General features: G+C 68.1%; 18 protein-coding genes. 11 read left to right on the forward strand and 7 right to left on the reverse strand.

The window, feature by feature from the left end:
• Positions 1 to 30 precede the first annotated feature (30 nt).
• Positions 31 to 807: a hydroxypyruvate isomerase gene (gene hyi, locus AC3WUT_RS14790; RefSeq protein WP_492347842.1), complete on the forward strand. Its 777-nt coding sequence runs from the start codon at positions 31 to 33 to the stop codon at positions 805 to 807.
• A gap of 41 nt (positions 808 to 848) precedes the next feature.
• On the forward strand, positions 849 to 1,760 hold the full coding sequence (locus AC3WUT_RS14795; protein WP_492347843.1) for a 2-hydroxy-3-oxopropionate reductase: 912 nt from the start codon (positions 849 to 851) through the stop codon (positions 1,758 to 1,760).
• On the opposite strand, the gene AC3WUT_RS14800 is transcribed toward AC3WUT_RS14795, so the two are convergent.
• From AC3WUT_RS14800 to AC3WUT_RS14815, 4 genes are all read right to left on the reverse strand, one after another.
• Complete coding sequence (locus tag AC3WUT_RS14800) at positions 1,761 to 3,422, reverse strand: methyl-accepting chemotaxis protein (protein WP_492347844.1); 1,662 nt, start codon at positions 3,420 to 3,422, stop codon at positions 1,761 to 1,763.
• Positions 3,423 to 4,209: 787 nt separating this feature from the next.
• Positions 4,210 to 5,265: a Bug family tripartite tricarboxylate transporter substrate binding protein gene (locus tag AC3WUT_RS14805; RefSeq protein WP_492347845.1), complete on the reverse strand. Its 1,056-nt coding sequence runs from the start codon at positions 5,263 to 5,265 to the stop codon at positions 4,210 to 4,212.
• Positions 5,266 to 5,334: 69 nt separating this feature from the next.
• On the reverse strand, positions 5,335 to 6,915 hold the full coding sequence (locus AC3WUT_RS14810) for an indolepyruvate oxidoreductase subunit beta family protein (protein WP_492347846.1): 1,581 nt from the start codon (positions 6,913 to 6,915) through the stop codon (positions 5,335 to 5,337).
• Between the two features lie 43 nt (positions 6,916 to 6,958).
• Positions 6,959 to 9,112: a thiamine pyrophosphate-dependent enzyme gene (locus AC3WUT_RS14815; RefSeq protein ID WP_492347847.1), complete on the reverse strand. Its 2,154-nt coding sequence runs from the start codon at positions 9,110 to 9,112 to the stop codon at positions 6,959 to 6,961.
• Between the two features lie 108 nt (positions 9,113 to 9,220).
• Here AC3WUT_RS14815 and AC3WUT_RS14820 point away from each other — a divergent pair, with 108 nt between their 5' ends.
• Positions 9,221 to 10,171, forward strand: coding sequence for a LysR family transcriptional regulator (locus tag AC3WUT_RS14820; RefSeq protein WP_492347848.1), 951 nt, complete (start codon positions 9,221 to 9,223; stop codon positions 10,169 to 10,171).
• On the opposite strand, the gene AC3WUT_RS14825 is transcribed toward AC3WUT_RS14820, so the two are convergent.
• Positions 10,105 to 10,344 (reverse strand): oxidoreductase-like domain-containing protein, encoded by a 240-nt coding sequence (locus tag AC3WUT_RS14825; RefSeq protein ID WP_492347849.1) that lies wholly within the window; start codon positions 10,342 to 10,344, stop codon positions 10,105 to 10,107. The two genes, AC3WUT_RS14820 and AC3WUT_RS14825, sit on opposite strands and share 67 nt — an antisense overlap.
• 230 nt (positions 10,345 to 10,574) lie before the next feature.
• On the opposite strand from AC3WUT_RS14825, the gene AC3WUT_RS14830 reads away from it, so the two are divergent.
• From AC3WUT_RS14830 to AC3WUT_RS14845, 4 genes are all read left to right on the forward strand, one after another.
• Positions 10,575 to 11,516, forward strand: a complete 942-nt coding sequence (locus AC3WUT_RS14830; protein WP_492347850.1) for a glycosyltransferase family 2 protein — start codon at positions 10,575 to 10,577, stop codon at positions 11,514 to 11,516.
• Between the two features lie 13 nt (positions 11,517 to 11,529).
• Complete coding sequence (locus AC3WUT_RS14835) at positions 11,530 to 14,019, forward strand: aldo/keto reductase (RefSeq protein ID WP_492347851.1); 2,490 nt, start codon at positions 11,530 to 11,532, stop codon at positions 14,017 to 14,019.
• A 186-nt stretch (positions 14,020 to 14,205) separates the two neighbouring features.
• On the forward strand, positions 14,206 to 14,829 hold the full coding sequence (locus tag AC3WUT_RS14840; RefSeq protein WP_492347852.1) for a Crp/Fnr family transcriptional regulator: 624 nt from the start codon (positions 14,206 to 14,208) through the stop codon (positions 14,827 to 14,829).
• A gap of 186 nt (positions 14,830 to 15,015) precedes the next feature.
• Positions 15,016 to 17,127: a sensor domain-containing diguanylate cyclase gene (locus AC3WUT_RS14845; protein WP_492347853.1), complete on the forward strand. Its 2,112-nt coding sequence runs from the start codon at positions 15,016 to 15,018 to the stop codon at positions 17,125 to 17,127.
• Between the two features lie 52 nt (positions 17,128 to 17,179).
• Here AC3WUT_RS14845 and xdhB read toward each other — a convergent pair whose 3' ends face one another.
• The gene (gene xdhB / locus AC3WUT_RS14850) at positions 17,180 to 19,507 is read right to left on the reverse strand and encodes a xanthine dehydrogenase molybdopterin binding subunit (RefSeq protein ID WP_492347854.1); all 2,328 of its coding nucleotides are present in this window, start codon (positions 19,505 to 19,507) and stop codon (positions 17,180 to 17,182) included.
• Positions 19,504 to 21,114: a xanthine dehydrogenase small subunit gene (xdhA, locus tag AC3WUT_RS14855; RefSeq protein ID WP_492347855.1), complete on the reverse strand. Its 1,611-nt coding sequence runs from the start codon at positions 21,112 to 21,114 to the stop codon at positions 19,504 to 19,506. Before xdhA ends, xdhB begins: the two co-directional genes overlap by 4 nt.
• 137 nt (positions 21,115 to 21,251) lie before the next feature.
• On the opposite strand from xdhA, the gene AC3WUT_RS14860 reads away from it, so the two are divergent.
• From AC3WUT_RS14860 to AC3WUT_RS14875, 4 genes are read left to right on the forward strand one after another with little or no spacing between them, the layout of a single operon-like run.
• A complete protein-coding gene (locus AC3WUT_RS14860; RefSeq protein WP_492347856.1) occupies positions 21,252 to 22,184 on the forward strand; it encodes a LysR family transcriptional regulator in 933 nt (310 codons plus the stop codon).
• A 58-nt stretch (positions 22,185 to 22,242) separates the two neighbouring features.
• Positions 22,243 to 23,835 carry an ABC transporter ATP-binding protein gene (locus tag AC3WUT_RS14865; RefSeq protein ID WP_492347857.1) on the forward strand — a complete coding sequence of 531 codons (1,593 nt, stop codon included), beginning with the start codon at positions 22,243 to 22,245 and terminating at the stop codon, positions 23,833 to 23,835.
• On the forward strand, positions 23,822 to 24,901 hold the full coding sequence (locus AC3WUT_RS14870; RefSeq protein ID WP_492347858.1) for an ABC transporter permease: 1,080 nt from the start codon (positions 23,822 to 23,824) through the stop codon (positions 24,899 to 24,901). The genes AC3WUT_RS14865 and AC3WUT_RS14870 overlap by 14 nt, the downstream gene beginning before the upstream one ends.
• The gene (locus tag AC3WUT_RS14875; RefSeq protein ID WP_492347859.1) at positions 24,901 to 25,821 is read left to right on the forward strand and encodes an ABC transporter permease; all 921 of its coding nucleotides are present in this window, start codon (positions 24,901 to 24,903) and stop codon (positions 25,819 to 25,821) included. Before AC3WUT_RS14870 ends, AC3WUT_RS14875 begins: the two co-directional genes overlap by 1 nt.
• Positions 25,822 to 25,829: the final 8 nt, after the last annotated feature.

Genomic DNA, 25,829 nt, shown 5'->3' on the forward strand with positions numbered 1-25,829 from the left:
CCTGCCCTGACCCAAGAGAGAACCAAACACATGCCTCGCTTTGCCGCCAACCTCACCATGCTGTTCACGGAACGGCCTTTCCTGGACCGCTTTGAAGCCGCTGCGCAAGCAGGCTTCGAGGCCGTCGAATTTCTGTTCCCCTACGCCTACGAGGCCGGCGAGATCCGTTCACGTCTGGACCAGCACCGCCTGCAACTGGTGCTGCACAACCTGCCTGCGGGCGACTGGGAGGCCGGCGAGCGTGGCATCGCCTGCGACCCGACCCGGGTGGCCGAATTCCGCGCCGGGGTCGCTCAGGCCCTGGCCTATGCCCAGGCGCTGGGGGTGCGCCAACTCAACTGCCTGGCTGGCAAGGCACCGGCCGGCGTGGCCGAACCGCTGCTGCGCCAGACCCTGGTGAGCAACCTGCGTTTTGCGGCCGGCGCCCTGCGCCAGGCGGGCCTGCGCCTGCTGATCGAGCCCATCAATCCCTTCGACATCCCGGGCTTCTACCTCACCCGCACCGATCAGGCCTTGGCCCTGCTCGACGAGGTGCGGGCCGACAACGCCTTTGTGCAATACGACATCTACCACGCCCAGCGTGTGGAGGGCGAGTTGGCCGCCACGCTGCAGCGGGCCCTGCCACGCATCGGCCACATCCAGTTGGCCGACAACCCGGGTCGGCATGAGCCTGGCACGGGCGAGATCAACTACCCCTGGTTGCTGCGTCACATCGACCACCTGGGCTATGCCGGCTGGATCGGCTGCGAATACAAGCCCGCCGCCGACACCCTGGCCGGCCTGGGCTGGCGCCGCGCCATGGCCTGAACCGAGCGCTTTCATCCCTGACCTGACAACGGAGACCTCTCATGACTCAAAAACCGCTTCAACTCGGCTTCATCGGCCTGGGCATCATGGGCACGCCCATGTGCCTCAACCTGATCCGTGGCGGCCATCAGCTGTTTGTGCACACCCGCGGCAAGGTGCCGGCGGCGCTGGCCGACACCCCGGCCACCCAATGCCTCAGCGCACGCGGCGTGGCCGAGCGGGCCGACATCGTCTTCACCATGCTGCCCGACACCCCCGATGTCGAGCAGGTGCTGTTTGGCGACGACGGGTTGGCCCTGGGCCTGAGCCCAGGCAAGCTGGTGATCGACATGAGCTCGATTGCCCCTCTGCCCACGCAGGACTTTGCCCGGCGCATCGAGCAGCTCGGCTGCCAGTACCTCGACGCCCCGGTGTCCGGCGGCGAAGTGGGCGCGCAAAAGGGCAGCTTGTCGATCATGGTGGGCGGGCCCGAAGCCGCCTTTGCCAGGGCTCAGCCGCTGTTCGAGCTGCTGGGGCAGAACATCACGCTGGTGGGGCCCAATGGTGCCGGGCAGACCACCAAGGTGGCCAATCAGATCGTGGTGGCGCTCAACATCGAGGCCGTGGCCGAGGCCCTGTTGTTTGCTTCACGTGCTGGCGCCGACCCGGCCAAGGTGCGCCAGGCCTTGATGGGCGGCTTTGCCGCCTCGCGCATTCTGGAGGTTCATGGCGAGCGCATGATCCGCCGCAGCTTCGAACCGGGTTTTCGCATTGCCCTGCACCAGAAGGACCTGCGCCTGGCACTGGACAGCGCCCGCGCCCTCGGGCTGGCCCTGCCCGCCACGGCACAGGCTCAACAATTGTTCAGCGCCTGTGTGGCGCAGGGCGGTGCGGCCTGGGACCACTCGGGCATGGTGAAGGCCCTGGAGCGGCTGTCGAACTTCGAGGTGGGCCAGAAAGCGGCCTCGGCCTGATCAGCCCAGCCGCAGCGGCTGCGGGGCACGCGCCAGGGCCGGGGTGGGGGCCGGCCGGTTGGCCGCGGCCGGTGTTGGCGCGGCGATCGGCGTGTCGCGGCTGAGGCGGAAGGTGTGCACGATGTCCGTGAGTCGGTGGGCCTGATCGCGCAGGCTGTCGGCTGCCGCCGCGCTTTCCTCGACCAGTGCCGCGTTTTGCTGGGTCACCTCATCGAGCTTGCCCACGGTCGAGCTGATGTCGGCGATGCGGCCACTCTGCTCATCGGCTGCGGCCGCCACCTCGGACATGATCGAGGACACGTTTTGTACTGAGCTCACCAGCTCGTTGATCGTCTCGCCGGCACGGCGCACCAGGTCTTCGCCCACGGCCACGCGCTCTACGCTGTCGGTGATTAGGCCCTTGATCTCCTTGGACGAACTGGTGGCGTGGCCGGCCAGGCGCCGCACCTCGCTGGCCACCACGGCAAAGCCGCGCCCCTGTTCGCCGGCGCGTGCGGCTTCCACCGCCGCGTTCAGGGCCAGGATGTTGGTCTGGAAGGCGATGCCGTCAATCACGCCCACAATGTCGGCGATCTTGCGGGAGCTCACGCTGATCCCTTCCATGGTCTGCACCACCTCGGACACCATCTGCCCGCCGCTGATCGCGTGGGTCGAGGCGGTGGCCGCCAGGCGGTTCACCTCGCGGGCCGAGGCCGTGCTGTGGCCCACCATCTGGGTCAGGTCGGTCAGTGTGTGGGCCGCCGTCTGCAGGTTGTGCGACGCCTCTTCGGTGCGCTGGCTCAGGTCCAGGTTGCCGGCGGCCACTTCGGCGCTGGCGTCCTTGATCGATTCGGCAGTGCCGCCGATTTCGCCCACCAGCTCACGCAGGCGCTGCTGCATGGCGGCAATGGCCTCCAACAGGCGGCCGGTTTCGTCGTGGATGCGCACCTCCACTTGAGAGGTCAGGTCGCCCGCGGCAATGCGTTCGGCCACCACCACGGCCCGCCCGATCGGCGCCGTCACGCTCTGGGTGATGCGCCAGGCCACCAGCACGCCGACCGTGATCGAGATCAACACCAGCAAGCCGGCGGTGATCTGGGCCCGGGCCATGCTGTCTTCGGCCCCTTGGGCCTCGGCCTGGTTCAGGCGGTTCTGGTACTCGATCAGATCGCTCAAGCGGGCCCGCCACTTGACCTCGCTGGGTTCCACCCGGTTCATCATGGCGATCGAGGCACCCACGTTGTCGCCCTCCAGCGCCGTCTTCACCGACTGCTGAAGCTCGGGCAGCGTCGCTTCGGCGATGGCCTTGATGTCGTCCAGCAGCTTCAACTCGTCGGCTTGGGCCCCATTGGCCTGGGCCAGGGCGGCCAGTTCGGTCTGCTGCTTGAGGTATTGGTCTTGTGTGGCCTTGAGCTTGTCGGCCTGCTCGGTCGAGCGTTTGGTATCGCTTTCAGACAGCATCACCGCTGAGCGGCCCCTCAGGCCCAGCGAGTCCACGTCCTGCAGCATGTTGTTCATCAGGCGGGTTTTTTCGGCGTTGGTGCTGGTGATGCGCTGCAGCCTTCCGTGCAGATCCCTGGCTGACCATTGGTCCACCGCCACCACCAGCAGCAGCAAGGCCAGCACACTGCCGAAACCCAGGCTGAGCCGATGGCTGAGAGACAAAGACTTGAGAGCGCTCATGTGAAAAACCTTGAAAAGAAAACAAGTCCCTGATGCCTGGCTTTCAGCATGTGTGGCGCGCGTCGCCCTGCCGTTTGCAATGCCAATGTTCTGCCACCCGCGCCCGCCCCGGACCCAGGAAAACCCCAGCCCAGCGCCCAATCACGCCCGTGACCCCTCAGAGAGCACGTGCGGCTTCTGTGGCGCGGTGGGCGGTATTGTTGTTGTAAGCGTCATGCAAGAGAAATGCCAAGTCTGGCTGAGCCCATGCCGCCAATGCATAACCCTGACCCGACCCCCGCATCCCTGTCAGACCCTGAACTGCAACGTGGTCAGAACACCAGATTCAGGCCTGCCAGCGGTCCCCGGGCATGCAGCCGACGCGCTCCAACGGGAGCTGGGACGCGTGAAGTGCGTCCGCCCCTCGCGGCCGCACGTGGGAGTGACGCTAAGTGAGAGGGCCTTCAGCCCCCTTCTGAATTCAGCGAGCCATCAACGAAGCCGTCAGCCCGCCGCCGGGCCGCCCCAAGGTGGGCTGGGCTCCCGTGAGAAGGATTGGGGGTGATCAGAAGGGTGCGCTTGGAGGGGCTGTCTTCGATCCTTCTTGCGAAGCCGACAGGCCAGCAACGAAGCCGTCAGCCCGCCGCCGGGCCGCCCCAAGGCGGGCTGGGCCCCCCTGGGGGGCTTGGAGTGACACGAAGTGCGCGACCGTGGGGGCTACATCAGCCCGCCGCCGGGCCGCCCCAAGGCGGGCTGGGCCCCCTTGGGGGGCAGCGACCACACGAAGTGAGGGAGCGTGGGGGCCATTTCATTCAGCCTTGATCCCCAGCCCCTTGATCAAGCCCGGAAACACCTTCATCTCCCGCTGCGCCGTGGCCTTGAAATCCGCGGGTGTGCCAGGCGTGGCCTCGCCGCCCAGTTCGCGAAAGCGCTCCTGCACCGAGGCTTGGGACAAGGCCTTGTTCAACTCCTGGTTCAGGCGGGCCACCACCTCGGGCGGCGTGCCGGCCGGTGCGTACAGGCCGAACCAGGTGTCGTAGTCCACCCCCTTGATGCCCGACTCTTCCAGCGTGGGCACGTTGGGGAACAGGGGCGAGCGCCGGGCGCTGGCCACGGCCAGCATCTTCAGCTTGCCCGCGCGCACATTGGCAAACGAAATACCGGGGTCCATGAAGAAATCCAGTTGGCTGGCCAGCAGATCCTGCAAAGCCGGTGCCGCGCCACGGTAGGGCACGTGCACCGCCTCGAAGCCCGCACTCTGCTTGAGCAACTCGCCCACCAGATGTGGCGTGCTGCCGGCCCCGGCCGAGCCAAAGGACAGGCGCGGCTGGCTGTTCTTGGCGAGGCTCACGAAGTCTTTCACATTGTCGGGCGCCAGGCTGGCGCGGGTGGTCAGGAACAGCAGCACGCGTCCGGTGGCACCCACGGGCTGCAGGTCTTTCTGCGCATCGAAGGGCACTTTGCCAAACAGCCAGGGGTTGACAGATTCGATGCCCGTGGTCACCAGGGCCAGGGTGCTGCCGTCCGGCGCAGCCTTGGCCGTGGCGTCGGCCGCGATGTTGCCGTTGGCACCGGCCCGGTTGTCCACCAGCACGGGTTGCTTCAGGCCCTCGGCCATGATCGGCGCAATGGCACGCGCCATGATGTCGGCCACGCCACCGGGTGGGTAGCCCACCAGCAGGCGCACCGGTTTGCTCGGAAAGCCCGCGGCATCGCCGCCGGCTGCCGCCAGGGCGGGGCGTGAGGACAGGGCCATGCCCAGGCCAAGGCTCAGGCCGACCATCCAGGCGAGCAGGCTGGCGCGCCTGAGCGAGGTGGCAGAGCCCCGGGCCGGGCTGCGCGTGGGGTGGTTTGTCGAGGTCATTGTTTTGTCTCCGTGGTGTTGTGTTTTTCGTTCAATGAGCGCGGGGGGAGGCTGGTGGCCTGTGTCGGCTCAGGGCCGGGCCGCGGTCGGCGGCCGCCTCATCCAGCGGATGGGCACCTCTTTCAGTGGGCGTGCCGGTGCGCCGTGGGCCTGCAGGGTGGCGTCCAGGGCCTGGCCGGCTTCGTCTTTCAGGGCGGCCTGTCGCGCTGCGGAGAGGGTGGCGGCCGGCGCCGTGATCAAGTGGCGCAGGATGTGCATCAGGTTCTCCTGGCCACGTTCATGGGTGCTGCCGTAGCCTTTGATCAGGCGCCCGCACTGCGCCAGCTCGTGGCCGTTGGCCCAGCTGTGTTGCAGTCCGGCATGGATGCCCTGCAGCCATTGATCGATCAGCGCCTGTTCGGAGGCAAAGCGGCTGCCGTGCACGCGCAGCGGCGTGAGCTTTGCCATCACGCGCAAGGCCAGCAGCCCGGTGACCGTGTGGGTGCCCAGCTTGAGGGCCAGCGACCAGGGTTGGGCGCGGCGCCGGTCCCAGGCCAGCAGGCGGGCCGCCAGCGGCGCCGGCAGCAGGCCGGCGATTTCGGGTACCCCGGGCTTGAAGTGCTCGTACACCTTGAGCAACTCGTCTTCGCCGGCCTGCACCTCGGCGCGCACGCGCTGCCATCGGCTGGCGCGGCTTTTCAGGTCGGCGACGCGAATCAGATCGTCAAACGCCATCCACAAGGCGAGCCAGCGGGCGGCCTCCCGGGTGACGGCAAAGCTGTGCCGGGCGTGGGGATCGGCGGCGCGTTCTGCGGCCAGCAGCCCCCGCAGGCGCTGCAGGTAGCGCTCGCCGTAGGCCGCGCTCTGGTAGTCGCAGACCCGGGCGTGGCCCAGCGTCAGCAGGGGGTGCAGCGCGGTCGGGAAATCCTGCAGCGCAGGCGGCGCGGCGCGGCGGATCGCCTCGGCGTCGGCCTCGGCCTGGGGGTCCGTGGCCGGGGCGTTGGGTAGCCAGGCGTCGAGCAGGCCCTGCTGTTGGCGTTGCCGCTGCACTTCGTCGCAAGCCAGCGCAAAGCCCCGCAGGCTGGCCTCGGCGGGCCCACCGCCGGCCCGCACCGTGGCCTCGTAGTCGGCTCGCTGAAAAGGCAGCAGGCCGCTGCCGGCCAGGGCGCCCAACATCACGGCGCTCACCACCGTGCGCGACTGGCGGGCCAGCCCCGACATGTCCAGCACATGGTGGGCCCGGCTGTGTTCGCGCAACAGGGCCAGCAGTTCGTCGCTGTCGCGGCGGCCGTCGCCCGGCTGCATGCGCTCCAGCGTGGTCAGGGTGCGGCCGCTGGCGCTGATCACCAGGGTGCGTTCGGCACTGACCAGCCCGTTGGCGATCTGGCGTGAGGTCTCCAGCAGCTCGGACGACACCAGGCCGTCCAGCCGGCCCGGCAGCGGGTTCAGGCTGAAGATGGGGCGTTGGCCGCCCAACTGGGCCAGGGGCACCGGAAACACCTCCAGGTAATAGGTGGTGGCGCCGGTGCGTTGGGCCACGCCGGGGATGGAGGTGCTTTGCGCGGCGTAGCCGGCGCGGCGGGCGGTGTCGACCAGCCATTCGGTCAGCACGCCGCCACCTTCGCCGCCCAGGGCGCAGATCAGCAGGGTGATGGGTTCTTGTCGTCGCATGTCGGGATCCGGTCGGTGAAAGGAGTGGGGGCAGGGGGGGCACTCAGGCCCGTTGCAGCCGGCGCGTGAACAGGCCGCGCCACTGGTGCAGCAGGCGTTCGTGCCAGCGCGGGTTGCGCACCAGCTCGGCGCGGTAGAACGAGGGGCACAGCGTGGCCGCATGGGCGTTGGCACCGCACAGGCCGCAGCCCACGCAGCCGTCGATGACCGTGGCCACGGGGTCTACTTTCAGCGGGTCGGGGTTGTTCTTGAGGGTGAGCGTGGGGCAGCCCGACAGGCGGATGCAGGCGTGGTCGCCGGTGCACACGTCTTCGTCCACCCCGTACTTCACGCGCTGCACCCGTTGGCCGCGCTGCAGCAGGCTGGCGATCCAGGGTTTGATGCGGCGTTGGCGTTCCAGCTGGCATTCGCCTTCGGCCACGATCACCTTCAGGCCTTCGAAGGGGCTGGTCAGCGCCTCCACCAAGGTGTCGCGCATGGTCGACACCTCGTAGCTGGGCACGCTGCGCAGCCACTTCACGCCCAGGCCGCGCAAGGTGTTCTCGATGGTCTGGTCGGTGTGCACCAGGCTCTGCTGCTTGTCGCTGGCGGCCTCCTTGGCGGTTTCGCCGGGGGTGGAGATGATGTCCTGCGTGCCGGTGGCCGAGGTGTAGCCGTTCTTGAAGATCAGCAGCACGGCGTCGTCCCCATTGAACAGCGCGCTCTGCACCCCGGTGAGCAGGCCGTTGTGCCAGAAGCCGCCGTCACCCATGATGGCCAGCGAGCGGCGCTGCATCAGGGGCGACACGCCAGCCCGGCTGGCCAGGCTCATGCCATAGCCCAGGATCGAGTGACCCATCGAAAACGGCTCGAAGGTGGCAAATGCGTGGCAACCGATGTCGGCCGCCACATGCACGGCGCCGGTCTGCTGCTGGGCCAGCTTGAGGGCCGAGAACACCGGTCGCTCCGGGCAGCCGATGCAAAAGCCCGGCGGTCGGTTGGGCAGCGGGGCCTGCAGGCGCGCGGCCACGGCCGCTCGCCGCGCCGCGTTGTCGGCCAGCCAGCGTTCGGCCTCGCCGGCATCGTGCTGCGGCAGGTAGCGCGCCACAAAGGGGCGCAGGCCCGTGGCCATGGCCTCGGTGGTGTATTCGCCGGCCATGGGCAGCCAGTCCTTGCCGTGCAGCGGGGTGCTCACGCCGTGGCGGCGCAGCAGGGTGGCCAGTTCCTGCTCGATGTATTCGGGTTGGCCTTCTTCGAACAGCAGCACGGCGCGCTTGTCGCTGCAAAAGGCGATCAACTGCTCGGGCACCAGGGGGCTCACCACATTGAGGACCAGCAGCGGGAGCTCGCTGTGCCCCAGGGCGTCGGCCAGTCCGAACTGCTGCAGGGTGCGGATCAGCGTGTTGTACAGGCCGCCCTGCACGATCAGGCCCAGGTCGGCGTGCAGGCCGTCGTGCCGCTCGTTGAGGCCGTGCTCGACGATGTAGCGGCGGGCCGCCGGCACGCGCTCCTCGTTCTTGAGCTTTTCGTGTCGGAAGGTCACGGGTGGGTGGGCCAGCTTCATGTAGTCGAAGCCGGCCGGGTCGCTCATCAGGGCCCGGGTCGACACCGGTGGCGCCTGGTTGTCGCGTGCCGTGAAGCTGCCCTTGACGTGGCAGGCCCGGATGCGCAGCTCCATCAGGGCCGGCATGTTCGAGGCTTCCGACAGGCAGAAGGCCTGCTCGACCAGGTGCACCATGTGGCCCAGCTCGGGCCGCGGATCGAGCAGCAGCAGGCCCGATTTGAGGGCAAAGGCGTGGCTGCGCTCCTGGATCACGCTGGCACCTTCGCCGTAGTCTTCGCCCACCACCACCAGCACGCCACCGGTCACCCCGGGCGAGGCCAGATTGGACAGCGCGTCGGCGGCCACGTTGGTGCCGACGATCGACTTCCAGGTCACCGCACCGCGCAGCGGGTAGTGAATGGAGGCCCCCAGCATGGCGGCGGCCGACGCCTCGTTGGCGCAGGCCTCGACGTGCACGCCCAGTTCGTCCAGGTAGGGCCGGGCCTGCACCATCACGTCCAGCAGGTGCGACACCGGCGCGCCCTGGTAGCCCCCGATGTAGGCCACCCCCGACTGCAACAGCCCCTTGGTGATGGCCAGGATGCCCTCGCCATGGAACTCGGCCCCGGCGCCCAGGCGCAACTGCTCTACCTCTTTGCTGAATGAAACTTCCACCGTGCTGTCTCCTTGATGGGCGCCATCATCGGCAGGCTGGCAATATCCATCAATAAAATGAGCCAACTAAGTGGTATGCATTGAATGCATGAAAGGCAGGCCCTACCCATGCTCAAGCTGCACGACATCGACCTCAACCTGCTGCGCCTGTTCGATGCCATCTACCGGGCTCGCAGCGTGAGCCGGGCGGCCGAAGCCCTGGGGCTGACCCAGCCCGCCGCCAGCCAGGGCCTGACCCGCCTGCGCCTGCTGCTGAAGGATGCCCTGTTTGTGCGGGCCCCGGGCGGCGTGGCGCCCACGCCGCGTGCCGAGCGCCTGGCGCGCGCGGTGCAGGCGGCTTTGAGCCTGATGGAGGCCGCCCTCAATGAAAGCGAGCGCTTCGACCCCGCCGAGTCACAGCGCAGCTTCCGCATCCACATGAGCGACATCGGTGAGGCGCGCTTTCTGCCCGAGCTGATGGCGGCAGTGCAGGCGCGGGCCCCGGGCATCCGCCTCGAGACCCGGCCGCTGCCCCCCGACACCATTGCCCAGGCCCTGGACGAGGGCCGCATCGACGTGGCATTCGGCTTTCTGCCCAGCGTGAAGGACACGCGCCAGGCCGTCATGCTGAGCGATCGCTACATCGTGCTGCTGCGTGCCGGCCACCCTTTCACGCGGCGCAAGCGCAGCCCGCAGGCCCTGCTGGACGAGTTGCAGCAACTGGAGTTTGTCGCGGTGCGCACGCACACCAATCCCTTGCGCATCCTGCAATTGCTCAAGCTTGAGGCACGGGTGCGCCTGACGACCGAGCATTTCATGGTGCTGCCAGCCATCGTGCGCTCCACCGATCTGGCCGTGTTGATGCCGCGCAGCATCGCGCTGGGCTTTGCCGGGCAGGGGGGCTATGCGGTGGTCGAGCCGGCGTTTGCGCTGCGCGACTTCGATGTGGCACTGCACTGGAGCGCCCGCTTCGAAGCCGATCCGGGTCTGGCCTGGCTGCGCGGCCTGATCCTTCAGCTGTTTTCCGAGCCCGACAGCAAGGCCTCGGCATCCTCGCGCCAGAACGCCAGCGCGGCATAAAAACCTTCCCATACGCAGCCGTTGCAGCCGCGTCCGCAACAGGTCTTTGGTTCGGGCGGTGGTGGGCGCAGGCTCAGGCCGGCCTGGGCCAGGGCGGCCTGCAGCCGGGCGATCTGCTGGCGGCCTTGCAGCAGTGCCGGCAGCGCGGTGGTGGATTCTGGGTTGACGGGCATGGCGGGGGGCAAGGGACAGGATGGATCAGTTTTGTCAGTGCATGGGGCACCGATCCCGGGTTTCGTGATTTGCTTCCTCTCCTGGTCGGTCACTTTGGCGGCTCATATTGTTGCAAACTGTAAAATGCAGGGCCGTCAGCGTGTCGGGTGGCCCCGACCTCGACAGGCCTTCGGGCGCCGATGGACCGCCCGCGTCTGACCTCTGCCTCACTCAACTCAAGCATTCCGAGATGACATCCGATTTCAAGTTGGAGCCCGTGGAGGCACCCCCCGCCCTCAACCCCCGTGTGGTCCCGATGGTGGTCATCTCGCCGGTGCGTGACGAGGCCCAGTACCTGCGCCTGACCATGGATGCCATGGTGGCCCAGACCTGCCGCCCCGTGGAGTGGATCCTGGTCGACGACGGCTCCTCCGACGAAACCCCCGACATCGTGCGCGAGTACGCCGAACGCTATCCCTTCATCCGGCTGGTGCCGCGTCAGAACCGGGGCTTTCGCAAGCTCGGCGGCGGTGTGGTGGCGGCTTTCAACTTTGGCATGGAGCACATCCAGCATCTGGATTACGCCTTCATCGTGAAGCTGGACGGCGACATGTCCTTTGGCCCGCACTACATCGAACACATGCTGCAGCGGCTTGAGGCCAACCCACGCCTGGCGGCGGTGTCGGGCAAGGTGTTTCGTTTCGAGCAGGGCCGCTACATCGAGGAAAGTCACATTGCCGAGCAGGTGGCAGGCCAGTTCAAGCTGTACCGCCGCGAGGCCTTCGAGGCCATCGGGGGGTTTGTGCAGCACCTGTCCTGGGATGGCATCGATGTGCACATGGCCTGGATGAAAGGCTGGGAGACCGAGTCCTTCTACGACCCCCAGGCCTGGCTGTGGCACCACCGCATCATGGGCTCGTCGGACAAACACATCTACGAAGGGCGCCTGCGCTGGGGCCGGGGCAACTGGTACATGGGCTATCACCCGCTGTATGCGATCGCGGCCGGCCTGAACCGCATGCGCGAGAAGCCGGTGGTGATCGGTGGCCTGCTGATGATCTTCAGCTACTTCTGGTCCGCGCTGAAGGGCCTGCCGCGCTACGAGAACCCCGAATTCCGCCGCTACCTGCGGGAGTGGCAGATGCAGCGCCTCAAGCGCTTCGTGCTGCGTCAGCCCGACACCCGTCACTGAGCCCGGGGCGATCATGAGCATGCTGCAACAGCCCCCGAGTGAGGCCGATGCCTATGACCTGTGTGTGGTGGGGGCCGGGCCTGTGGGGCTGTCGCTGGCCCTGGCTGCCCAGGCGCGCGGCCTGCGTGTGCTGGTGCTTGAGGCCGGCCGTCAGGACCCTGCCCAGTCGGCGCCCGACTGGAGCGGCTCCAGCCTGGTGCGGCCGCAGCACCATGCCCCGCTGGCGCTGGCCACCCACACCGGCCTGGCCGGCACCACCTGGCTTTGGGGCGGCCGCTGCGTGCCCTTCGAGGCCCATGACTTCGAACCGCGTGCCCAGGTACCCGGGGTGGCCTGGCCTTTGAGCTGGGCGGACGTCCAGCCCTGGTACGAGGCCGCGGCGCGTTGTGTGGATTGCGGCTCGTCGGAGTTTCGACGCCCTTTGCCACCCGAGGCCCAGGGCCCGGTGCGGCAGCTGTCCCGCTTCGAATTGACCCAGTTGGAGCGCTGGTCCCATCAACCGCGCCTGATCGGCAGCCTGGGCCAGCAGGCCCTCGCGGTGCCCGGTCTGGACCTGCTGTTCGACGCCCGGGTGGAGGCGCTGGGCTTCAGCCCCGGCGGTGAGCACCTCGAGAGCATTCGGGCCAGCCACCAGGGGCAGGCCCTCTGCGTGCGCGCCCGCCGTTTTGTGCTGGCGGGCGGGGCGCTGGGGGTGACCCGCCTGCTGCTGCAGGCGCAGCGCCAGCAGCCGGCGCTGTTTGGCGGGCCCGAAGGGCCGCTCGGGCGGTATTACATGGGGCACATCATGGGCAGCATTGCCCGCCTGGTCCTGACGCGGCCGCAAGATGTGCGCTGGCTGGACTTCAGCCGCGATGCCTGCGGCACCTATGTGCGCCGGCGCCTGACCCCCAGTGCCGCCACCCAGCGCGAGCACGGCCTGCTCAACACCTCGTTCTACATCGACAACCCGCCGTTCTACGACGCGAGCCATCGCAACCCCACGCTGTCGGCGGTGTTCATGGGGCTGGCAATCGCGCCCATCGGCCGCCGTCTGGTGGCCGAGGCCATGCGCCTCAAGCACATCGGTCCTCCGCCCTACCGCTGGCTGGCCCACGGCCTGAACATCGCGCGCCGGCCCTGGCGGGCCGCCCTGGACGTGATCGACATCCTGCGCCACCGCTACCTGTCTGCGGTGCGCAAGCCGGGGTTTGTGTTGCGCAACGCCGGCGGTACCTACGCCCTGGATTACCACGCCGAGCAGGTGCCCCATGCCGACAGCCGTGTCACGTTGCAAAACGACCAGGGCGATCTCAAGATCGATTTCCGCTACCAACCGCAAGACATCGACTCCGTGCTGCACGCCCATGCCTTGCTCGACCAGGATTTGCGGGCGGCCGGCCTGGGGCATCTGGCCTACGAACGCCCCGAGGCTGAGCGTGCGGCCCATGTGTTCGAGCAGGCATCCGATGGCTTCCACCAGATCGGGTCTACCCGCATGAGCGCCGATCCCGCCCAGGGCGTGGTGGACGGCAACGCCCGGGTGCACGGGGTGGACAACCTGTACATCGCCTCCAGCAGCGTGTTCTCCACCTCGGGCGAAGCCAATCCCACCTTGCTGGCGGTGGCCCTGGGCCTGCGCCTGGCCAGCCACCTGGGCGACCTGCAGCAAGCCCCTGCCGCGACCTCACCGACCTTCTCCGCCCAGGCGGTTTCAGACAGGACAGCACCCATGCGCCAGATCACCTTGCCCGGCACCTCTCTGCGGCTCAGCCGCCTGGTGTTCGGAACGGCCAGCCTGCACCATCGGGCCCGTGAAGCCGACCGGCAGGCCTTGCTGCGGGCGGCCATCGAGGCGGGCTTCAGCCATTTCGACACCTCGCCGATGTACGGCAATGGCGTGGCCGAGGCGTCGCTGGGCGCCTTGCCTGGCGAGCTGGCGCGACGCATCACGCTGACCACCAAGGTGGGCCTGTACGCGCCGGCCGGCGCCCGGGCCACCGTTCCCGACCTGTATGCCCGCAAGTTGCTGGGCAAGGTGTTGCCCGTGCTGAACCGCGCCGTGGTCGACGGCTCGGTACAGCGGGCCCGGCGCAGCTTTGAAGCCAGCCTGCGCCGCTTGCGCCGTGAGCGGGTCGAATTGCTGTTGCTGCACGAACCGGTGGCTGGCCAGATCGCCTGCGATGAATGGCTGAAGTTCTTGCAAGGCCTGCAGTCCCAAGGGCAGATCGGCGCCTGGGGCGTGGCGGGCGAGGCGCCGGCCGTCGCCGCCATGTTGGCCACCCATGGGGTCTTGTGCCCGGTGGTTCAGGTGCGCGACAGCCTGTCGCAGCACCAGGCCGATGCGGTGCTGGCGGCGGGGCGCCCCCTGCAGCTCACCTATGGCTACCTGGCCGATCCTGGCGCGGCAGGCCTGTCTGTGGCACAGCGCCTGGGGCAGGCGATGTTGCGCAACCCGGAGGGGGCCATCCTGGTCTCCACCCGCCAGGTGGAGCGCGTGGCGGCGCTGGCCCGGTTGGGGGGCTGAGCGCCTGTTCACGATCTCCCAGGGGCCGGTGCGAGATCATGAGCAGGCTCTGCCGCTTCAGCGCGTGCTGAGCCCCTGGCCAGGCACGGAGTCTGATCAAGCCCGTGCGACGGCGGGCTGTGGCGCAGTCAGCCCCTTTGACATGCCTCAATATCGGGCGCAGGCGGCTCGGGCAAAGTCGTCCCCATGTTGCCCTCTGAGTATTTCGGTTTGTCCCTCGAACACGAGGTTGTCCCTCCGGGTCAGGTCTTGCTCGCACGCCAGACCACCTCACCCTGGGTGCACTTTGTTGATTCAGGTCGCGTGGTGCTCGGCCTGTACGACGGCACTGAAATGAGCCATCAACTGGGCGTGGTCGAAGGGCCGTTCTGGCTGGAGGCCGCTTCGGCCGTGCTGGGGCTGCCCGAGGTGGTGGACGCCATGAGCGACACACCGGTCATCGTTCGTCGCATGCCGCTGCCGGCCTTTCAACGCACCTTGGCCACCTTGGCCCCGCCCGCCCGCAAGCTGCTGCAGGATGTGTCGCGTTCCCAGCGCCAGCAGACTGAACTGGCGGTGAGCCGCCTGGCCATGGACGCCGAAGCGCGTTGTGCGCGCTGGCTGCTCAACCATGCCGAGCAGGCCAGCCAGGGTGTGGTGAACGTGCTGTTGAACCAGCGCAAGCGCCTGATCGCGGCCGAGCTGGGCATTGCCCCTGAAACCTTGTCGCGGGTGCTGCGCCACCTGCGCGAGCGCAGCCTGATCGCCGGTTCCGGGCGCAACCTGACCTTGCTGGATCCCGGCGGTCTGCAAAGCCTGGCGGGCGGTTGAGTGCTTGCCGGCTGCAGGCCGGTGGATCGCTAGGGGTTGTCCCTAGACTGTCTGGTCGTGTTGCGCACAACTCCGTATAGTTGACGCTTTGTTACAAATGCGGAAGCTCTTCTTGCTGGTGTCTTGTCCCGATCGCTGTTGGATGTGTGTCAAGACAGTCGCTGTGGTGGACCGGAGCGTGCGGTCGTGACCTGGACACGCTGGGCACGGCGCCTGGGCACGGGGCTGCATCGGGCCACCGACACACTCAAGCTGCGCGTGGTGGTGGTGGCCGTGCTGTCGGGCTGGCTGGCCAGCGCGGTGTCCGTTTTCTTCATCCTTCAGGCCAGCGAACACGAGGCCTTGGGCAGCGCCGGCCGCCAGCAGGCGCAGGAAGTGCAATTGCAGGCGGCCCTGCTCGATGCCCGTTTGCAGCACATCGAGGCCTTGCTGCTGCAACTCGGCCAAGACGTTAGCCCTGAGCGCCTGCAGCACCCCGGCAGCCTGCCCACGGCCTGGGCACAACAGCGCCAGGCCTTTTCTGTGTTCGATTTTCTGGACCTCGCCCGTGCCGATGGGGTGCCGCTGCTGCGCCATGCGCAGGCCCCGTCGCTGCCCCGGTTGCTGGACTCTGCGGTCGAGCAGGTCCGCCTGCAAGCCCTGGCAGACGGGCAGGCCCATGTGTGGGCCCCCGTGGGGCGCTGGCCTGAAGAGAAGCCGTTGGTGTTGCTGGCCCAGCCCTTGAAGAATGGCGCGGGCCAGATCCAGTCGGTGCTGGTGGGCGGGGTGTCGCTGTATTCCTCCCAGCTCTTGCCGCCCCAACTCACCCGGGCCTCGCTGGCGGGCATGTCGGTGATGGTCTTCAACGCGCAAGGGGTGCTGCTGTCCCATCCCAGCCCGTCACGCCTGCTGGGCCAGGCCCATGATGAACCGGGTTTGGAGGCGCTGTTGCCGCGCTGGGAAACGCAGGGCAGCGGGATGGCGCCCGAAGCCTTGAGCCAGCGCGATGCCCAGCACCTGAGCAGCCTGGCCGGCCTGTCGGTGGCCCCGTGGGCCGTGGCCCGTGTCACGCCCCTGCAGCAGGCGCTGGCCCCTTACCAGGAGGTGGGGCGCTGGGCCTGGTGGCTGACGGCGGGCGTGGCCCTGGCATGCGCTGCCCTGGGCGGCTGGCTGATCCTGTGGCTGACGCGACCCATCAGTGAGGTGTTGCAGCGCATGCACCAGGTGCTGGACCGCTCGGTGCCGGCCAAGAGCAATTGGCCCCAAGTGGGTGGCGAGTTGGGCGAGCTGGTGTCCATGTTGCGCCAGGTGGCCATGGCGCAAGAGCGTGAACAACAAAGCCTGCGGGTGATGGTGGGGCAGTTGGAGGCCATCCTGGAGCATGCCTCGGTGGGCATCGTGGTGACCCGTCATCGCACGCTGGAGCTGTTGAGTCATCGGGCCAGCGCCATGATGGGCTATGCACCGGGCGAGCTGCATGGCCAGCCGGCCCGGGTGCTGTACCCCACCGAAGCGGCTTACGAGGAACTGGGCCGCCAGGTGCGCGAGCAATTTGGTGGCCAGGGCTTTTTTGATGGTGAGCTGATGTTCCGACGCAAGGACGGGCATGACTTCTGGGTGCACATGCTGGGCCGTGGCGTGGTGCCGGGCGACCCCGAGGGCGGCACGATCTGGATCTTTGACGACATCACCGCCGAACGCGAGGCGCGGCGTGCCCTGTCCTGGAGCGCCAGCCACGACAGCCTGACCGGTCTGGTGAACCGGCGGGAACTGGAGCACCGGCTGCAATTGCAATTGCAATTGCAGCGCCCGGCGCAGGCCGGGTCGGCGGCCCCCTCGCGAGACGACGCGGGTGAGACCGGTGGCTGCGTGCTGTTTGTCGACCTGGACCATTTCAAGGCCGTCAACGACCAGGCCGGTCACGCGGCTGGCGACCAGGTGCTGCGCCAGGTGGCCCGGACCATGGAAGGCCTGGTACGCCAGACCGACACGGTGGGGCGCCTGGGCGGAGACGAATTTGCCTTGCTGCTGCCGGGCTGCACACTGGAGCGCGCCAGCCAGATTGCGGAGGCCTTGCGCAGCCACATCGAGGCCTTGCCGATTGAGCTGTCTGTCAACCTGCCTGCTGATCTGCCCATCGACCAGGGTCCCCAGGCCCACGCGATCGGCTGCAGTGTCGGCCTGATCGAATTGGGCCCGCAGTACCCCGATGTGGCCGCCGTGCTGCACGCCGCCGACATGGCCTGTTACCAGGCCAAGCGCGCCGGGCGCAACCAGGTGGTGATCACCCGGGCGAGTCAGTCGGTGGTGAGCGGCTGAGTCTCTGCATGGCCTGACAGGCCCATGCCCGTGTCGATCTCACCTGGCATTTTCAAGGCAGGTTCAGCGCCTGCAACACATGCTCTGCCGTGGCCGGGGCCTCCAGTTGCACCGGGCCCGGGCGCCCCGCCAGGCTGCGCGCCTGGGCCAGGGCGTCCTTCAGCGCCTCGAACACACTGACGGCCAGCATGAACGGGGGCTCGCCCACGGCCTTGCTGCCCAGCACGTTGTCTTCGCGGTTGGGTTCGGGCCACAGGTCCACCTTGAAGTGCGCCGGGATGTCGCCGGTGGCCGGGATCTTGTAGGTGCTGGGGGCGTGGGTGGCCAGGTGGCCCTTGTCGTTCCAGACCAGTTCCTCGGTGGTCAGCCAGCCCATGCCCTGCACAAAGCCGCCCTCGATCTGGCCGATGTCGATGGCCGGGTTGATGCTGTGGCCCACGTCGTGCAGGATGTCCACCTTCAGCACCCGGCTTTCGCCGGTCAGGGTGTCGATGGCCACCTCGGTGCAAGCCGCGCCATAGCTGAAGTAATAGAAGGGCCGCCCGGTGAGCGTGGTCTTGTCGTAGTGGATCTTGGGGGTGCGGTAGAAACCGTCGCTCCACAGCTGGATGCGGTTGGCATAGGCCATCTGCACCACATCCTCGAAACGCCGGGTGGCCACGGGCGAGATCACCTGCCCGTCGATGAAGCGGATGGCCCCGGCGCCACAGCCGTCCAGCCCGCAGACGAAGCTGGCCAGGTTGTCGCGCACGTGGCGGGCCGCGAACTGGGCCGCCCGACCATTCAGGTCAGTCCCGCTGCTGGCCGCGGTGGCGCTGGCGTTGGGCACCTTGGCGGTGTCGCTGGCGCTCACCCGCACCGTCTCGAAGCGCACCCCCAGTTCATCGGCCACGATCTGCGCCACTTTGGTGTGCAGTCCTTGCCCCATTTCGGTGCCGCCGTGGTTCACCAGCACGCTGCCGTCGGTGTACACGTGCACCAGGGCTCCGGCCTGGTTGAACAGGGTGGCGGTGAAGGAGATGCCGAACTTCACCGGCGTGATGGCCAGCCCACGCTTGAGCACCGGCTCGCGGGCGTTCCAGGCGGCGATCGCCTGGCGGCGCTCGCGGTACCGGGCGGTCTGTTCCAGGCGGCTCATCAGCGGGTCAAGGATGTTGTCCTCGACCGTCATCTGGTAGTGGGTGACGTTGCGTTCGTCGATGCCGTAAAGATTGGCGCGCCGCACATCGAGCGGGTCCAGCCCCAGGTGGCGCGCGATGTCGCCCAGGATGCTCTCGATCACGATCACGCCCTGCGGGCCGCCGAAGCCGCGGAACGCGGTGTGGCTTTGGGTGTTGGTCTTGCAACGGTACGAGACGATCTCGACGTCCTCGAGAAAGTAGGCGTTGTCGGCATGGAAGATGGCGCGGTCAGCCACCGGCCCGCTGAGGTCGGCGCTGAAGCCGCAGTTGGCCAGCATCTGCAGCTGGAGGCCGCACAGGCGGCCGCGCTCGTCAAAGCCCACCGTGTAGTCGTAGGCAAAGGGGTGGCGCTTGCCGGTGACCATGAAGTCGTCATCGCGGTCCAGGCGCAGCTTGACCGGGCGCTTGAGCTTGTTGGCGGCCACCGCGGCCCACACCGCCAGATGGCCGGCCTGGGTCTCTTTGCCGCCAAAGCCCCCGCCCATGCGCCGGCATTCGACCCGCACATCGTGGTTGGCCAGGCCCAGGGCGTGGGCCACCCAGTGTTGCACCTCGCCGGGGTGCTGGGTGCTGGAGTAGATCCACCACTGGTGCTGTTCCAGCGGCAGGGCGTAGGCGATCTGGCCTTCCAGGTAGAAGTGCTCTTGCCCGCCCACTTCGAGGCTGCCGCTCAGGGTGTGCAGGGCGCCTTGCAGGGCCGCCTCGGGCTCGCCGCGGCGCACCGTGACCGGGGGCAACACATAGCGCTTGGCCGCGTGCGCGGCGCGCGGCGTCAGCACTGCGGGCAGGGCCTCGATGTCGGCCTTCACTAGGCGGGCGGCGCGGCGGGCCGCCATCACGCTGTCGGCCACCACCAGACCGATCACCTGGCCCACGTGCTGCACGGTGTCGAAGGCGAACACCGGCTCGTCATGGGCAAAGGCCGCCAGCAGCTTGTCGCCGGGCACATCGGCCGACACGATCACGTCGTGCACGCCGGGCACGGCCAGGGCGGCGCGGGTGTCCAGCCCGCGCAGGCGGCCATGGGCCACGGGCGACAGGATGGGCGCGGCGTGCAGGGTGCCGCGCACCTCGGGCAGGTCGTCGATGTAGGTGGCGGCACCGGCCACTTGGGCGGCAGCGCTTTCGTGTTGCTGGGATCGGCCGGCGGCCAGTGTCTGGGGCGCTGTGTGGGGGGGGACGTGGGGGCGGGCGTTCATGCGGCCTCCTTCGGGGTCACGGAATCAGGCAGGGGGGGCAGGGAGTCTAGGGCGGCCGGGTCCAGGCGCTGCAGCTCCACGGTCTGCAGGCCCTGGCTGTCCAGCCACAGGCGGCGCAGCAGGTTGCCCAGCACCTCGCGGCGGTAGGCACTGCTGGCGCGCATGTCGGAGATGGGCGAGAACTCGCCGCGCAGCACCTCGGTGGCCGCGGCCACGGTGGCCTCGGTCCAGGGCTGGCCGTTCAGCGCGGCCTCGGTGGCGCGGGCCCGCACCGGGGTGGCGGCCACGCCGCCCACGCCGACAGAGGCACTTTGCACCACGCTACCGGCCTCACCATGGGCCAGGTGCAGCCGCAGCACGAGGCAGACGGCCGAGATGTCATCGTCCTGCCGTTTGGAGATCTTGTAGGCGCGCAGCAATTCGCCGGGTCGGGGCCGGGGTACCTTGATCCAGGCCAGCAGCTCATCGGGGCGCATCACGTTCTGGCGGTAGCCGGTGTAGAGCGATTCGAGCGGCATTTCACGGTGCACGATGCGGCCCGGGCGCCTGCCCTGGGCCGGCTCCCAGCGCATCAGCACCACGTTGGCGCCCAGGGCGATCAGCAGCGGCATCGAGTCGCCGATGGGCGAGCCGTTGGCCACGTTGCCGCCCAGGGTGCCCGAGTTGCGCACCGGCAGGCCGGCGAAGCGGGCGGCAAAGCCATGCAGGCCGGGGCGGTCGGCCTCCAGCGCGGCAAAGGCATCGGCCAGCGGCACGGCCGCACCGATGGCGATGTGGTGAGGGTAGGGCTCGACGCGTCGCAGCTCGGCCGCGCGGGTCACGTCCAGCACCTGCTCGAACAGGCGGTGCTGTTTGGTCACCCACAGCCCCACATCGGTGCAGCCGGCCACCACCTGGGCCTGCGGGTGCGCCTGGCGCGCTTGCAGCAAGGCCTGCAATGACGTGGGGGCCAGGTAGGTGGGGGCGGCGTCGTCGCGGGTCGGTTCTGCTTGCAGCGCGCGCAACTGGCGTGCCAGCGCCGCCTCATCCACGCGCCGGCGCGGCAGGTCGGCCATGCTCTCGGCGGCATCGAAGATCGGGCGGTAGCCGGTGCAGCGGCACAGATTGCCCGACAGCGCCTCCACCGCCTGGGCCCGGCTGACGGGCTGGCCCTGCTGGCAGACCTGGTTCTGGTACAGGCCGAACAGGCTCATCACGAAGCCTGGGGTGCAGAAGCCGCATTGCGAGCCGTGGCACTGCACCAGGGCCTGCTGCACCGGATGCAAGGCGTTGTCGGTGGGGGGCTCATCGCCGGCCGGGGCCTCGGGCTGGATCAGTGGGTCCTGTGCCAGGTCCTCGGCGGTCCAGAGGGCCATGCCGTCGATCGAGTGGGCCAGGCGGATGCAGCTGTTGATGGCACGGTATTTGATTGCATCAGGGCCTTGCGCTGGGTCCAGCTCGCCCAGCACCACGGTGCAGGCGCCGCAATCGCCTTCGCCGCAGCCTTCCTTGGTGCCCGTGCAGTGCAGGTCTTCCCTGAGCAGTTCCAGCAGGGTGTGAGTGGGTGTTACATTGCCCAGCGAGACAAGCTGGCCACGGCGCAGAAAGCGAATCGGTCTGTGTTGCATGGGTGGTGTGTGATCCCTGGAGTGGTGTTTGGCGGCCTGGGGAAATCCCCTGGGTGACTGCCGTCTGGTTCAGAGGGTAGGGCGAGCCACGGTCGCCAGCATAAGCGTTGACGTATGACAAGAATGCAGCCCCTGCTATGAGAGACCAAGCCCTTTTCGACAAGATAGACCTCCACTTGATAAGGGTCTTGCACACCGTGTTAACCGAACGCAGCGTTTCTCGCGCCGCCATCCGTCTGGGCATGCACCAGCCCGCCGTCTCGGCGGCGCTGAAGCGCCTGCGTGATCTGGCCGATGATCCGCTGCTGGTGCGCTCGGGTTCGGGCATGACACCCACCGACGCCGGCCTGCGCATGGTGGAGCCGGCCGCCAGCATCCTGCGGGCGGCCGAGGTGCTGTTCACCGATGTGCGTGGCTTTGACCCGCGCACGGCGAGCAACACCTTCCGGGTGGCCGCGAGCGATTACCTCGATCCGCTGTTCCTGCCTCAGTTGGTGTCGCAGATCAAGGTGCAGGCGCCGTTCTGCCAGATCGAGATCCATCCGCTGTCGGCCGATACCCATTACCACGCGCACCTGGCCCAGGGCCAGCTCGATGTGGTGATCGGCAACTGGCCCAAACCGCCTGACGACCTGCACATGGGCCGCCTGTTCGGCGACGAGGTGGTGTGCCTGGTGGCGGCCGAGCACCCGGCGGTGCGCCGGGGTTGGGACCAGGCGGCCTGGCTGGCCTCTGAACACATTGCCCCCACGCCCACCCACCCCGGTGCGCGGGGCGTGATCGACGATCACCTCGACACCCTGGGCATCCAGCGCCAGATCACGGCGCGCTGTGCGCATTTCAGCCTGATCCCGGCCATGGTGGCCTCGAGCCTGCTGGTGCTGACCACGGGCCGCCAATTCTGCGAGCGCTTTGTGGACCGCTACCCGCTGCGCATCCTGCCCTGCCCGGTGTCTTTTCCGCGGCTGATGTATTACCAGCTCTGGCACGAACGCACGCACACCTCGGTGGCGGCGGCCTGGCTGCGTGACCGGGTCAAGTCAGTGGCCGCCTCGCTTCGAAAAGAATAGCAACCCATCCCCCACAGGAGCCCCTTGTGACCCGCCAAACTTTGAGAAAATCCGCGGCATGAACACGCACGCTTCCCCCCCGCCCAGCGCCCGTCTGGTGCTGCAGGGCATCACCAAGCGCTACCCCTCGGTGGTGGCCAACAGCGGGGTCTCGTTGACCGTGCTGCCTGGCGAAACCCATGCCGTGCTGGGTGAGAACGGGGCCGGCAAGTCGACCCTGATGAAAATCATCTACGGCTCGGTCAAGCCCGATGAGGGCTCGGTGCTGTTCAATGGGCAGCCCGTGAACGTGCGCAACCCGCAGGAGGCTCGGGCCCTGGGCATCAGCATGGTGTTCCAGCATTTCAGCCTGTTCGACACCCTGACCGTGGCCGAAAACGTGTGGCTGGGCCTGGACAAGCACTTCAAGCTGGCTGAAGTGACGCGCCGCATCACCCAGAAGGCCTCTGAATACGGGCTGGACATCGACCCCAGCCGCCCGGTGCACACCCTGTCGGTGGGCGAGATGCAACGGGTGGAGATCATCCGCGCCCTGCTGACCGACCCCAAACTGCTGATCCTGGACGAACCCACCTCGGTGCTGACCCCGCAAGCGGTCGAGAAGCTGTTTGTGGTGCTCAAGAAACTGGCGGCCGAAGGCTGCAGCATCCTCTACATCAGCCACAAGCTGCATGAGATCCGTGAACTCTGCACGGCCTGCACCGTGCTGCGTGGCGGCAAGGTGACTGGGGTTTGCAAGCCGGCGGAAGAGTCGAACGCCTCGCTGTCGCGCCTGATGATCGGGGCCGAGCCACCGGCCCTGGAGCACCGTCCCGCCAAGCTGGGGGCCACGGTGCTGGGGGTGTCGGTCCTGTCGCTGCCGCGCCAGGACCAGTTTGGGGTTGACCTGATCGACGTGAACCTCGACGTGCGTGCGGGTGAGGTGGTGGGCATTGCCGGCGTCTCGGGCAATGGCCAACAGGAGTTGCTGTACGCCCTTTCGGGCGAAGACACGCGCGCCGCGCCGGCCTCCATCACCGTCGCCGGCCAGGCGGCCGGCCAGTTGCCGCCCCAGCGCCGTCGCGCGCTGGGCCTGCATTTTGTGCCTGAGGAGCGCCTGGGCCGCGGGGCCGTGCCCACCATGGGCCTGGCGCACAACCTGCTGCTGACCCGCAACGATGCCGTGGGCCGTGGCGGCTGGCTGAAGCTGGGGGCGCTGGAGGCGCAGGCGGCCGACATCATCCGTCGCTTCAACGTCAAGGCCGGTGGGCCTCAGGCGGCGGCCAAGTCGCTGTCGGGCGGCAATCTGCAGAAGTTCATCGTGGGGCGCGAGATCGACGCCAAGCCCCGGCTGCTGATCGTCTCGCAACCCACCTGGGGGGTGGATGTGGGGGCTGCGGCCCAGATCCGTGGCGAGATCCTGGCCCTGCGCGATGCCGGCTGCGCGGTGCTGGTGGTGAGCGAAGAGCTGGACGAGTTGTTTGAGATCAGTGACCGCCTGCATGTGATCGCCAAGGGCCGTCTGTCGCCCTCGGTGGCGCGCACCCAGGCCACAGTGGAAAAGATAGGCGAATGGATGAGCGGACTCTGGAATGAAGACGTGCAGGCCCACCTGGCCGAACTGGACCAGGCCGACGGTGCCGCAGCGGAGGTGAGCCATGTTCAAGCTTGAACCCCGGCCGCAGGCCTCGCGCTGGTGGGGCCTGGGCTCGCCCTTGTTGGCCCTGGCCATCACCGTGCTGATCGGCGTGGCTTTGTTCATGCTGCTGGGCAAAGACCCGCTGCGTGGGCTGCAGGTGTTCTTCTGGGAGCCGCTGAAAAGCGCCTATGCCATCGGCGAGCTGATGGTCAAGGCCACGCCGCTGCTGCTGATCGCTCTGGGCCTGGCGGTGTGCTACCGCTCCAACGTCTGGAACATCGGGGCCGAGGGCCAGTTTGTGATCGGGGCTCTGGCCGCGGGCGGCGTCGCGCTGCTGGCCGACAAGGGCACGGGCGGCTGGATCATCGTCCCCATCCTGCTGGCCGGCGTGGTGGGCGGCATGGTGTGGGCCGGCATCACGGCCCTGCTGCGTGACCGCTTCAATGCCAGCGAGATCCTGGTCAGCCTGATGCTGGTGTACGTGGCGGTGCAACTGCTCAGTTACCTCGTGTTTGGCCCCTGGAAAGACCCGGCAGGCTACAACTTTCCGCAGACCCGCATGTTTGACGCGGCGACCCAGATCCCGCGCCTCATGAAAGGCTCACGCGTCAGCGTGGGGCTGCTGATCGCCTTGGCCGGCTCGGCGGCGCTGTGGGTGTTTCTGTTCCGCACCAAGGCGGGCTTTGCCCAGCAGGTGGGCGGCTTGGCCCCGGCCGCGGCGCGCTACGCGGGTTTTTCGTCCCGCAAGGCCTTGTGGCTGGCGTTGCTGGTGTCGGGTGGCGCGGCCGGCCTGGCCGGAGCCCTGGAAGTGGCGGGCCCGATCGGTCAGCTCACGCCCTATGTGCCGGCGGGCTACGGCTTTGCCGCCATCATCGTGGCCTATGTGGGGCGCCTGCACCCGGTGGGCATGGTGTTCTCGGCCATCTTGATGAGCATGTTCTACATCGGTGGCGAGCTGGCGCAGTCGCGCCTGGGCCTGCCCAAGTCGCTGACCGGCGTGTTCCAGGGTTTGCTGCTGTTCTCTTTGCTGGCTTGTGACACGCTGATTGCGTACCGGGTCCGTTTTGTCGCCACGCGTTCCACAGGAGGGGCCCGCTGATGGAGTCCTATGCATTGCTTCTGGGGGCCACGCTGAATGCGGGCACCGTGCTGGCCATTGCGGCCCTGGGCCTGCTGATCAACGAAAAGGCCGGCATCGTCAACTTGGGCGCCGAGGGCCTGATGCTGTGCGCGGCCATCGCCGGTTTTGCCACCGTGTCGCACACCGGCAGCGACTGGCTGGGCTTTGCCGCCGGCATGGGCGCAGGGGCCTTGCTGGCGGCGCTGTTCGGCGTGCTGGTGATCTGGCTCAACACCAATCAATACGCCACCGGCCTGGCCCTGAGCCTGTTCGGCGTGGGCTTTTCGGCTTTTGCCGGCATCAACTACGTGCAGGCCAAGCTGCCCGAGCGGCCGCAGTTCTCGATCCCGCTGCTGGGTGACATCCCGCTGCTGGGCCAGGCCCTGTTCCGTCAGCACCCGCTCGTTTATGGGGCCATCGCAATGATGCTGGCCCTGAGCTGGTTCCTGTACCGCTCGCGCGCCGGCCTGGTGTTGCGCTCGGTGGGCGAGTCGCCCGAGTCGGCCCACGCGCTGGGTTACCCGGTGCGGCGCATCCGGCTGGGCGCGGTGGTGGTGGGCGGGGCGCTGTGCGGTCTGGCCGGCGCCTTCATCTCGATCTCCTACACCCCGCTGTGGGTGGAGGGCATGGTGGCCGGCCGCGGCTGGATCGCCCTGGCCCTGACCACCTTCGCCACCTGGCGCCCGGCACGGGTGTTGCTTGGGGCTTATCTGTTCGGTGGCGTCACCATGCTGCAGTTTCATCTGCAGGGGGTGGGGGTCAACGTGCCCAGCCAGATCCTGAGCATGCTGCCCTATCTCGCCACCGTGGTGGTGCTGGCCCTGATCTCGCGCAACCCGGCCTGGATCCGCGTGAACATGCCGGCATCGCTGGGCAAACCTTTTTATCCCGGTGCTTGAGGCCGGGA

Source organism: Curvibacter sp. EU05-FHT14A10 (assembly GCF_058791075.1).